The sequence below is a fragment of the Consotaella aegiceratis genome, assembly GCF_036541425.1.
In the GTDB taxonomy this organism is placed as follows: domain Bacteria; phylum Pseudomonadota; class Alphaproteobacteria; order Rhizobiales; family Rhizobiaceae; genus Consotaella; species Consotaella aegiceratis.
In genome coordinates, this window is the sequence record NZ_JAZHFT010000013.1 from 93,244 (window position 1) to 104,064 (window position 10,821).

The 10,821-nt window shown below is 64.6% G+C and carries 12 protein-coding genes; 8 read left to right on the plus strand and 4 right to left on the minus strand.

Annotated features, from left to right (window positions below; translation table 11 throughout):
* The first annotated feature begins 217 nt into the window (after positions 1 to 217).
* The 8 genes from SMD10_RS11455 to SMD10_RS11490 all read left to right on the plus strand — a co-directional run bounded on the left by SMD10_RS11455 (position 218) and on the right by SMD10_RS11490 (position 7,488).
* Positions 218 to 865, plus strand: a complete 648-nt coding sequence (locus tag SMD10_RS11455; RefSeq protein ID WP_331685816.1) for a TetR/AcrR family transcriptional regulator — start codon at positions 218 to 220, stop codon at positions 863 to 865.
* 31 nt (positions 866 to 896) lie between these two features.
* The gene (ilvC, locus tag SMD10_RS11460; RefSeq protein ID WP_331685817.1) at positions 897 to 1,916 is read left to right on the plus strand and encodes a ketol-acid reductoisomerase; all 1,020 of its coding nucleotides are present in this window, start codon (positions 897 to 899) and stop codon (positions 1,914 to 1,916) included.
* A 213-nt stretch (positions 1,917 to 2,129) separates the two neighbouring features.
* Positions 2,130 to 2,570, plus strand: a complete 441-nt coding sequence (locus SMD10_RS11465) for a PilZ domain-containing protein (RefSeq protein ID WP_331685818.1) — start codon at positions 2,130 to 2,132, stop codon at positions 2,568 to 2,570.
* A gap of 437 nt (positions 2,571 to 3,007) precedes the next feature.
* Positions 3,008 to 3,568 (plus strand): ubiquinol-cytochrome c reductase iron-sulfur subunit, encoded by a 561-nt coding sequence (gene petA / locus SMD10_RS11470; RefSeq protein ID WP_331685819.1) that lies wholly within the window; start codon positions 3,008 to 3,010, stop codon positions 3,566 to 3,568.
* A gap of 20 nt (positions 3,569 to 3,588) precedes the next feature.
* Positions 3,589 to 4,905 carry a cytochrome b gene (locus SMD10_RS11475; RefSeq protein ID WP_331685820.1) on the plus strand — a complete coding sequence of 439 codons (1,317 nt, stop codon included), beginning with the start codon at positions 3,589 to 3,591 and terminating at the stop codon, positions 4,903 to 4,905.
* A 17-nt stretch (positions 4,906 to 4,922) separates the two neighbouring features.
* The gene (locus tag SMD10_RS11480; protein ID WP_331685821.1) at positions 4,923 to 5,900 is read left to right on the plus strand and encodes a cytochrome c1; all 978 of its coding nucleotides are present in this window, start codon (positions 4,923 to 4,925) and stop codon (positions 5,898 to 5,900) included.
* Between the two features lie 73 nt (positions 5,901 to 5,973).
* Positions 5,974 to 6,516: an adenine phosphoribosyltransferase gene (locus SMD10_RS11485; RefSeq protein WP_331685822.1), complete on the plus strand. Its 543-nt coding sequence runs from the start codon at positions 5,974 to 5,976 to the stop codon at positions 6,514 to 6,516.
* An 87-nt stretch (positions 6,517 to 6,603) separates the two neighbouring features.
* Entirely contained in the window at positions 6,604 to 7,488 is an 885-nt protein-coding gene (locus tag SMD10_RS11490) for a 5'-nucleotidase, lipoprotein e(P4) family (RefSeq protein ID WP_331685823.1), read from the plus strand.
* A 58-nt stretch (positions 7,489 to 7,546) separates the two neighbouring features.
* On the opposite strand, the gene ychF is transcribed toward SMD10_RS11490, so the two are convergent.
* The 4 genes from ychF to SMD10_RS11510 form a co-directional block, all read right to left on the minus strand.
* The gene (gene ychF / locus SMD10_RS11495; RefSeq protein ID WP_331685824.1) at positions 7,547 to 8,650 is read right to left on the minus strand and encodes a redox-regulated ATPase YchF; all 1,104 of its coding nucleotides are present in this window, start codon (positions 8,648 to 8,650) and stop codon (positions 7,547 to 7,549) included.
* Between the two features lie 55 nt (positions 8,651 to 8,705).
* Positions 8,706 to 9,452, minus strand: coding sequence for an aminoacyl-tRNA hydrolase (pth, locus tag SMD10_RS11500; protein ID WP_331685825.1), 747 nt, complete (start codon positions 9,450 to 9,452; stop codon positions 8,706 to 8,708).
* Positions 9,453 to 9,549: 97 nt separating this feature from the next.
* Positions 9,550 to 10,197 carry a 50S ribosomal protein L25/general stress protein Ctc gene (locus tag SMD10_RS11505; protein ID WP_331685826.1) on the minus strand — a complete coding sequence of 216 codons (648 nt, stop codon included), beginning with the start codon at positions 10,195 to 10,197 and terminating at the stop codon, positions 9,550 to 9,552.
* Positions 10,198 to 10,447: 250 nt separating this feature from the next.
* Positions 10,448 to 10,762, minus strand: a complete 315-nt coding sequence (locus tag SMD10_RS11510) for a hypothetical protein (protein ID WP_331685827.1) — start codon at positions 10,760 to 10,762, stop codon at positions 10,448 to 10,450.
* Positions 10,763 to 10,821: the final 59 nt, after the last annotated feature.

A 10,821-nucleotide genomic window follows, 5' to 3' on the forward strand; every position in this document is an offset into this window, starting at 1 on the left:
GGCGGGTGGAGACTAAAAAGGCCTTGCCATGGTCGACACTGCATCTCGCCGCCGGTCCCCGTTGCCAAAATCCCGCATCATCCTGCGCGGTGCTGTGCAGGAAGCCCCTTGCCAAACGAGGCGAGGTCCGGCATAAGCCGTACCGTAACGTACGGTACAGTCGTTCGGGGTGCGCGGAGTGGTCGTCGCAAGAGGGACACAGGCAGGCGAAGTCGTCATGCAGATTGCTGCGGACAGTTTTGAAGGCGAGTTGAGCGAGCGTCAGCGCGAAGTGCTGGACGCTGCGCTGTCGCTCATCGTCGAGCACGGCGCGGCGCTCACCATGTCGGCACTCGCGGCGCGCGCGAGCTGTTCCAAGGAAACGCTCTACAAGTGGTTCGGCGATCGCGACGGTCTGCTGACGGCGACCGTCCAGTGGCAGGCGTCGAAGGTGAGGGCGGTGCCGCTCGGTCGCGCCGGCCTGGATCGGGCCGCGCTGGCCGCCGGCCTGGAGCGGTTCGCCCGCGATTGGCTGCGGGTGATCTCGTCGGCGACGTCCGTTGCCCTCAACCGCGTGGCCGTCACCCACGCGGGTGCGGCCAAGCACGATCTCGGCGCCATCGTCCTGACCAACGGCCCCTTCGCCATGGCCCGGCGGCTGCGGCCGATGCTCGAAGCGGGGCAGGCTGCGGGGCTGCTGGCCTGCGAGGACCTAGAAGCGGCGTTCCACACCTTCTTTGGTCTGGTCGTGCGCGACATTCAGATTCGGCTGCTGTTGGGCGAGCAGCTGGTGCTCAGCGAGAGTGAGATTGCGCGCGACGCCCGGCGCGCCAGTGAACAGTTTCTAGCCCTGTTCGGCGTAACCGCGCCGGCACCGGCCGAGTAGCCAACCCAACCCACATCAGGAGGAAACCTCGATGCGTGTCTATTACGATCGCGATGCCGATCTCAATCTCATCAAGTCCAAGAAGGTCGCGATCGTCGGCTATGGCAGTCAGGGCCGCGCCCATGCGCTGAACCTGAAGGATTCCGGCGCCAAGGACGTGGCGATTGCGCTGCGTCAGGGCTCGGCGACCGCGAAGAAGGCCGAGGCCGACGGCTTCAAGGTGATGTCGGTGGCCGAGGCGGCGGCCTGGGCCGATCTTCTGATGATGGCGACGCCGGACGAACTGCAAGCCGACATCTACAAGGCCGAGATTGCTCCCAACATCCGCGACGGCGCCGCGATCGCCTTCGCGCATGGTCTCAACGTGCACTTCGCGCTGATCGAGCCGAAGTCGACGGTCGACGTCGTGATGATCGCGCCCAAGGGCCCGGGCCACACGGTGCGCGGCGAGTATCAGAAGGGCGGCGGCGTGCCGTGCCTCGTCGCCGTTGATCAGGACGCTTCGGGCAATGCGCTCGACCTGGCGCTCTCTTATGCCTGCGGCGTCGGCGGCGGCCGGTCGGGCGTCATCGAGACGACCTTCAAGGAAGAGTGCGAGACTGACCTGTTCGGCGAACAGGTGGTGCTCTGCGGCGGCTTGGTCGAGCTCATCCGCGCCGGCTTCGAGACGCTGGTGGAGGCCGGCTACGCGCCGGAGATGGCCTATTTCGAGTGCCTGCACGAGGTGAAGCTGATCGTCGACCTCATCTACGAGGGCGGCATCGCCAACATGAACTACTCGATCTCCAACACCGCGGAGTGGGGCGAATATGTCAGCGGCCCGCGCATCATCACTGCCGACACCAAGGCCGAGATGAAGCGGGTTCTGGCCGACATCCAGTCCGGCAAGTTCACCTCCGAGTGGATGCAGGAATACAAGGCCGGCGCCGCGCGCTTCAAGGGCATCCGCCGCAACAACGACGCCCATCAGATCGAGGAAGTCGGTGAAAAGCTGCGCGGCATGATGCCGTGGATCAAGTCCAATGCCCTGGTGGACAAGGCACGCAACTAGTCTGGGCGCGAGCCCTTGCCGGCCGCATGCGGCCGGTGGTCATGAAATCTGTCGAGGAACAGGCGGTGAAGAGCCGCCTGTTCGCGTTGACGGAGACGATCCCAGGCCTTTGCTCAAGCTCTCAAAAAAAATTGGCGTGAGCGTGCGGCCGTTCGGATTCCGTTAACCTGCCGGGTTCATTCTTCGGTAAGCGGATGATCCGTGGAGGCAGGCATGGCTGTTTTGCCGGATTGGGAACCGGACGACTCCGAACGTCGGGCGGCGCCACGCACGCGCATGCTGAAGCGCGCCAAGATCCTGTTCAATAATCATTTTTCGACCTACGATTGCATCGTTCGCAATATCTCGGCCACCGGCGCGCTGTTGACGCTGGACGAGGCGGTGCATTTGCCGAAGACGTTCGAATTGCGCATCGGCGACGACAAGCAGGCCCGGCCGGCGCAGCTCGTCTATCGGCGCGGCATGTTCGCCGGCATCCGGTTTCTCGACGTCGAGACCCAGAGCGAGCTTCCGATCGATCGCGCTCCGCCGCCGCCGGTCTCCGCTCCCGAGCCGGCCGTTTCCGCCCGCTCCGTTCCGACGTCGGGCAGTGTGCGCCGAATCGTTCCCGACGATCTGCCGTTCGCCATCGCCCGAAATTTCCGCTGGTCCTGATTCGCCTGCCGTGCAGCCCTTGCTGGGGCTGCCGGCCTTGTCGGACGCTTTGCAACGATCCGCTTCGCCTGACGATGTTCGCTTCCTACGCCGCTCGTGCGGCGGGGTGCGACATTTTGTCATGCCTCGGCGCTGGCGGCGCGGCTCGCGTCGGATTGGGTGACCGCCCCAGGTTAACACTCTTCCAATCAGAATGATTCTAACAAGGTCGCTTCGCGTCCGGCCTTTGGCGCAACGGTCGAGGCGCTCGGCCGCCTTCGTACGGCCGGCCGGAAATCCGCTCTAAGCCCTTCCGGCGCTGGACATCCTGGGACGCGCCGACTAAGACACCACGCCGGAGAGTTGCGGCAACGTTACGCACTTGGCGCAATGCCTGTGTGCTTAAGGATCACCAAAGCCCGCGATTCTCGCGCTGCAGTTCAAGAGGAGGCCATCCGTTGAGCGTTGAACATCCCGCAGAGCCAACCCGCAGGGATTTCCTCTACGTCGCGACGGGCGCCGTCGGAGCCGTGGGCGTGGTCTGCGCGGCTTGGCCGTTCATCGACCAGATGAATCCGGATGCGGCCACGCTGGCGCTTGCCTCGATCGAAGTGGACATCAGCCAGGTGGCCGTCGGCCAGTCGATCACCGCCAAGTGGCGCGGCCGCCCGGTGTTCATCCGCCAGCGCACGGAAAAGGAGGTCTCGGACGCCAAGGCCGCTCCCCTTGACGACCTGAAGGATCCGGTCGCGCGCAACGCCAACCTGCCGAGCGATGCTCCCGCCACCGACGAGAATCGAGCCGTAGAGGGCAACGAATCCTGGCTCGTCATGGTCGGCGTGTGCACCCATCTCGGCTGCATCCCGCTGGGTCAGCAGGGCGATTTCGGCGGCTGGTTCTGCCCGTGCCACGGCTCGACCTACGACACCGCCGGTCGTATCCGCTCCGGTCCGGCGCCGGAAAACATGGCGATTCCGCCACACGAGTTCACCTCCGAAACCACCATTCGCATCGGCTGATCAGGGAGAAAGCTGAAACAATGAGCGGTCATTCTTCCTATGAGCCGTCCAACGGCTTCATGCGATGGTTCGACGCCCGGCTGCCGCTGCCGCGTCTCGTCTATGATTCGTTTGTCGCCTTCCCGGTCCCGCGCAATCTGAACTACGCCTATACATTCGGCGGCATCCTGTCGCTGATGCTCGGCATTCAGATCATCACGGGCATCATCCTGGCGATGCATTACGCCGGAAATTCGGCGCTGGCCTTCAACTCGGTCGAGCACATCATGCGCGACGTGAACTGGGGCTGGCTGATGCGCTACATGCATGCCAACGGCGCCTCGTTCTTCTTCGTCGCCGTCTACGTTCACATCTTCCGTGGCATCTATTACGGCTCCTACAAGGCGCCGCGCGAGGTCTTGTGGATCCTCGGCGTGATCATCTTCCTTCTGATGATGGCGACCGGCTTCATGGGCTACGTTCTGCCGTGGGGGCAGATGAGCTTCTGGGGCGCCACCGTGATCACTGGCTTCTTCACGGCCTTCCCGATCGTCGGCGATCCCATCCAGCAGCTGCTGCTCGGCGGCTTCGCGGTCGACAATCCGACGCTCAACCGGTTCTTCTCGCTGCACTACCTGCTGCCCTTCATGATCGCCGGCGTGGTCATCCTTCACATCTGGGCGCTCCACGTCACCGGCCAGACCAATCCGACCGGCGTCGAGATCAAGACCAAGGACGATACGGTGCCGTTCACGCCCCATGCCACGGTGAAGGACGCCCTCGGCATGTCGGTGTTCCTGATCTTCTACGCCTGGTTCGTCTTCTACATGCCGAACTACATGGGCCACCCGGACAACTACATCATGGCCGATCCGCTGAAGACGCCGGCCCATATCGTTCCGGAATGGTACTTCCTGCCCTTCTACGCCATGCTGCGCGCCATCACCTTCAACATCGGCCCGATCGATTCCAAGCTCGGCGGCGTCCTGGTGATGTTCGGTTCGATCCTGGTGCTGTTTTTCCTGCCCTGGCTCGATACCTCGCGGGTGCGCTCTGCCGCGTTCCGCCCGATCTATCGCATCTTCTTCTGGGTGCTGGTCGCCGACACGATCTTTCTTGGCTGGCTGGGATCGCAGCCCGCCGAAGGCATCTATCCGACCTTGGCGCTGATCGGCACGATCTACTACTTCGCCCATTGGCTGATCCTGCTGCCCGTTCTTGGTCTGGTGGAGACGCCGCGCAAGTTGCCGGCATCGATCAGCGAGGCGGTGCTCGGCCCCAATCGCGGCCTTGGAACCGGGACCGGAAGCGGTGCGCCACCCGCGCCGGCGGCTCCGGCGCCCGGGCAACAGGTCTGAGAAGGGCGGGGGACACGATGAACAAGCTTCTTTCAGCCATTCTCGCAGCCGGACTGCTGTTTTCTCCGCTCGCTTACGCCCAGGATGCGGAAGGCGAGGCGGCGAGCCCGCAGCAGGATCAGCAGGCGCCGGCCGGTGGTGACACCGAGGCGGCGCCCCAGGGCGACGAAGGCGCGACCGCCGAGGCGACCGACGAGGAAGACGGGGACGGCGAAGCGGAAGAGCACGCCACGCCGCATTACCCGCTGGAGGAGCCAGCTCAGCTCTCCTGGTCGTTTGCCGGTCCGTTCGGGCATTGGGATCTCGGCCAGCTTCAGCGCGGCTTCAAGGTCTACCACGAGGTGTGCGCGGCCTGTCACTCGATGAAGCTGGTGGCCTTCCGCAATCTGGAGGCGCTCGGCTACAGCGAGGACCAGGTCAAGGCGATCGCCGCCGAGTCGACGGTCCAGGACGGGCCGGACGATGCCGGCGACATGTTCGACCGGCCGGGGATTCCGTCCGATCACTTCCCGTCGCCGTTCCCCAACGATCAGGCCGCGGCTGCTGCCAATGGCGGAGCGGCTCCCCCGGACCTGTCGTTGATGGCCAAGGCGCGGTCGGTGGAGCGCGGTTTCCCGACCTTCGTGTTCGATGTGTTCACGCAGTACCAGGAAGGCGGCCCCGACTATATCCACGCGCTCCTGACCGGCTATGGTGAAGAGCCGCCGGCAGGCACGGAGATCCAGCCGGGCACCTACTTCAATCCGCATTTCGTCAGCGGCCCTGCGCTGAAGATGCCCCCGCCGCTCTCCGACGGTCTCGTCACTTTCGATGACGGCGCGCCGGAGACCACCGACCGGTATGCCCGCGACGTCGCCGCCTTCCTGATGTGGGCTGCGGAGCCGCATCTGGTGGAGCGCAAGGCCACTGGGTTCGTCGTGCTGCTGTTCCTCGTGGTCTTTTCCGGATTGGTGTATCTGGTGAAGAAGCGGGTTTGGGCCGGCACGGCTCACTGAGACAAGCCGAAAGGCTGTATTCGAAGGGGCCTGACGGCCCCTTTCGTCTGTTGAAAAGGACTGCGAGCGGCAAATGGCTGAGGCTACGGTCGACTTCGAACGGGTGATCCGCGCGATCCCGGACTATCCCAAGCCGGGCATCATGTTCCGCGACATCACCACGCTGCTCGCGGACGCCGAGGCCTTTCGCAGGACCGTCGACATGCTGGTCGAGCCCTACAAGGATGCCGGCGTCGACAAGGTGGCGGGCGTCGAGGCGCGCGGCTTCATTCTCGGCGGAGCGCTGGCCCACCAGCTGTCGGCCGGCTTCGTGCCGATCCGCAAGCGCGGCAAGCTGCCGGGCGATATCGTGCGGGTGGCCTACTCTCTGGAATACGGCCTCGACGAGATCGAGATGCACAAGGATGCCGTGACGGCCGGCGAGAAAGTGCTTCTGACCGACGATCTGATCGCCACCGGCGGTACCGCCGAGGGTGCCGTCAAGCTGCTGCGTGAATTGGGCGCGGAGATCGTCGGCGCCTGCTTCGTCATCGACCTGCCGGATCTGGGCGGCAGAAAGAAGCTCGAGGCGCTGGGCGTGCCCGTTCGCACGCTGGTCGAATTCGCCGGAGATTGACGCGGGCGGTTCGCCGTCTAACTCTTGGATGGTCATCCTCCCCGCGTCTCAACGCGGGCGAAACCGTTTCCACCAGGAGTATCCTTGATGAAAAGAACCATTCTGCTTGCCGCTTCGTTCGGCAGCGCCGTCGCTTTCATGCCAGCGCTGGCCGTTGCCCAGGACGCCAAGACCGATGAGGCGGCGATGGAGACGACGCCGCAGAACGATATCCTGAACGCGGCGCTGTGGATGCAGAATTCGGTCGAGTACAAGGCCAATTCGATGGCCGTTTATGCGCTGGCGAAGCTCAAGCTCGACGACGCCCTGGCCGACACCGCCGCCAGCGCTCTCGATCAGACCGATGCGGCAGACCTGCCGACGGCCATCATCATCGATCTCGACGAGACCGCGATCGACAACTCCGCCTATGAATCGGGCCTCGTGACCACCGGCACCGACTACAGCTCCAAGACCTGGGCCGAGTGGACGTCGGCCAAGGAGGCCAAGGCCGTTCCCGGCGCTCTCGACTATCTCCAATATGCCGACTCGAAGGGCGTGAAGGTGTTTTACGTCTCCAACCGCAAGACCGCGGAGGAGGAGGCGACGCGCGCCAACCTGGAAGCGCTCGGCTTCCCGATGGGCGGCAACGTCGACACCGTGCTGACGCGTGATGAGAAGGAAGATTGGGGCTCCGACAAGCAGACCCGCCGCGACTTCGTCTCCAAGGACTATCGCGTGGTGGCGATGCTCGGCGACAACTTCAACGACTTCACCAGCGACGCCGGCGGCTCGCCGGAGGAGCGCCTGGCGGCCTTCGAGAAGATGCAGGACCATTTCACGAAGGACTGGTTCATGCTCGCCAATCCGACCTATGGCTCGTGGGAGTCGGCACCGTTCGGCAGCGACTACAGCCTGTCCGTCGACCAGCGCCGCGCCAAGAAGATCGAAGCGCTCGAGCCGTGGGAGCCGTCGGGCGAAACGGCGCAATAAACGTAGCGAAGTAGCCGGTGCCGGGCTGCCTTGACGGCGGCCCGGCACTGCGCGTCCGTCACACGTTGAACTTGAACAGTACCACGTCGCCGTCCTGGACGACGTATTCCTTGCCCTCGTCCCGAGCCTTGCCGGCTTCGCGCGCCGCCACTTCTCCGCCCAGCGAAACGAAGTCGTCATAGGCGATGGTCTGGGCGCGGATGAAGCCCTTTTCGAAGTCGGTATGGATCACGCCCGCGGCCTGCGGCGCCTTGGCCCCGCCCCGCACCGTCCAGGCACGAGCCTCCTTGGGCCCGACGGTGAAGAAGGTGATGAGGCCGAGCAGTTCGTATCCCGCTCGAATCAACCGGTCGAGGCCGGGCTCGGCGAGGCCCATGGCCTCCAGATAGTCCGGCACTTCCTCGTCCGGCAGCTGGGCGATTTCCGCTTCGATCGCCGCCGAGATGATGACGTGAGCCGCGCCCTGGCGCGTGGCCATCTCCTCCACCGCCTTCGAATGGGCGTTGCCGCTCGCCGCATCGGCCTCGGCGACATTGCAGACGTAGAGCACCGGCTTGGAGGTCAGCAGGTTGAGGGTCTTCAGCTGCTGCCTGGCCTCGGCGTCGAGTCCAGGCAGAAGAACCCGCACAGGCTCACCGTTCTGCAGGCGTTCGAGCGCCGCTTCCATGATCGGAAGCTGCTGCATCGCCTCCTTGTCCTTGCCGGTCGCCTTCTTGCGCGTGGCGGCGACGCGCCGCTCCAGGCTTTCCAGATCGGCCAGCATCAGCTCGGTCTCGACCGTTTCGGCATCGGCCACCGGGTCGATGCGGCCTTCCACATGGGTGATGTCGTCGTCCTCGAAGCAGCGCAGCACGTGGACGATGGCGTCCACCTCGCGGATGTTGGCGAGGAACTGGTTGCCGAGACCCTCACCCTTGGAGGCGCCGCGCACGAGACCGGCAATGTCGACGAAGGTGATGCGCGTCGGTACGATCTGCGCCGACTTGGCGATCCCCGCGATGGTCGAAAGCCGGGGATCGGGCACCGCCACGTCGCCGGTGTTGGGGTCGATGGTGCAGAAGGGATAGTTCGCCGCCTGGGCGGCGGCCGTCTTGGTCAGCGCGTTGAAAAGGGTCGATTTGCCGACGTTCGGCAGCCCGACGATACCGCATCTGAAGCCCATGTTCGCTTCCCTTGTTTTCGCAATTCAATGCCGGCGCAGCCAACGGCGCGCGGCGTCAATCCTTGCCGCCGAACAGCTTCTTCAGCATGTCGGCCATCGGCCCCTTGGTCGGCAGCTTCGGCGCAGCACCGGCGGTGCGCGCCTGGCGGATATGGCTCAGGCCCTTGCCCGCCTTGGACGCGCCGTCCCGTCCGGCGGATGCCGAAGCCGAGCCTCTGGCCGACGCCGGTTCGTCCGAACTCGTCGCGACGCTCACCCGGTTCATGAACAGCCCGTCGTCACCCTTGGTCACGACCTCGAAATGCCGGGCAACGGCGTCGATCAGCGGCTCAAGCCAGGTCCCGTCGGCCTTGGCGAAGTCCGACAGCACATAGGGGCTGACGAGATCCTTGTTGCCGGGATGCCCGATGCCGATTCGAACCCGGCGATAGTCCTTGCCGAGATGGGCGTCGATGGATTTCAGCCCGTTATGGCCGCCGTTGCCGCCACCGGTCTTGACCCGGAGCTTGCCCGGCGCCAGGTCGAGTTCGTCATGGATGACGACGACATCGGCGGGGGTCAGCTTGAAGAAGCGCGCCGCTTCGCCGACCGCCTGGCCGGAATTGTTCATGAAGGTCGTCGGCTTGATCAGCAACACCTTCTCGCCGCCGATCTGGCCCTCGGCAATCTCGCCCTGAAACTTCTTCGTCCACGGGCCGAACCCGTGCATCCGAGCGATCTCGTCGACGGCCATGAAACCGACATTGTGGCGATTGCCGGCATAGCGGGAGCCAGGATTGCCGAGTCCTGCGACAAGCAGCATGTCCCGCTCTCCCGCTGATCATCTGCGCAAATAAGACTGCTGGAGCGATCCGTCCGACGAAGCCGGAGGCCGGATCGCTCCAGCGTTGGTATGAGGCCTATTCGTCCTCGTCCGCCTCTTCGCCGGCGACCGGAACCTCGGCTGCGTCCTCATCGCTCTCGGATTCCTCGGAGAGCAGGGCCGCCGGGGCCGCAATCGTCGCGATGGTGAAGTCGCGGTCGGTGATCGTGAAGCTGACGCCCTTGGGCAGGCTGATCTCCGAAGCGTGCACGGAGTCGCCGATGTCGAGCTTCGAAAGATCGACGGTGAGCGCCTCCGGGATCGCGCCGGCCGGGCAGTGGACCTCGATCTCGTGGCGCACGACGTTCAGCACGCCGCCGCGGGTGATGCCCGGGCAGTCGTCCTCACCCGCGAAGTGCACGGGAATCTCGACGGTGACCCGCGTCGATTCCGACACGCGCAGGTAATCCACGTGCATCAGGAAGTCGCGGACCGGGTCGAGCTGATAGTCCTTCGGCAGCACCTTGATCTGCTGGCCGCCGACGTCGATGGTCGCGATCGTCGTGAGATATCCGCCAGCATGAAGCTTGAGGAACGTCTCCTTGTAGGGGATCGCGATCGGAAGGGGATCCTGTTTGTCGCCGTAGATGACGGCGGGCACCTGGCCCTGGCGGCGGAGATGTCTGGCGGCCCCCTTGCCGACCTTCTCGCGCGCCTCGGCCTTGACCGTGTAGGTCTCGCTCATGGCTGCTATCCTTCTGGTTCTTGAGGTGGTCGCAACCCGCCGCGTCTATCGACCGGAAACGACGAAAAGCGGCCGGATAGGCCGCTTTCCTCCGCGCTGCCTCCAAGGGTGTCTGCGCGGACGCCGGGCTTATAGCCTCAGCGCCCGCGAACTGCAAGCTGCAGCGCCCCTTGCCTGGTGTCGAGCCCCTGGGCGGGCCAAGGACCCGTCTCGGCGCGGCGACGCTCGGTGTGCACAGCGCTCGGTGACCTCAGAACTCCCTGCCGATCAACGCGCGGTCGATCGAAAAGCACCCTGCGCCATAGGCTGCGATCAAGGCAGTCGAGAGCGTCCAGAAGATCTGATTGGTCACCGCCTTGTCCTGCATCATGTGCAGGAAGGCGGTGCCGCCGTCCTTCAGCAACTGATACTGGCCCTGGTCCGTCAGATATTCCGTATGCGCCTTGAGAAACTCGATGCCCTCCGGCGTCAGGAAGGCGTCGCCGTAAGGATGCGTGATACCGCTGAGCCTATGAAGTGACCGCCTTGATCCAGGGATAGTTGCAGAGCGAGATGATGCGCTCAAGATTTTCGGTGGCGCGGTTCCAGGCTTGGCAGCAGGCGTCGATGATGGCGGCCTGATCG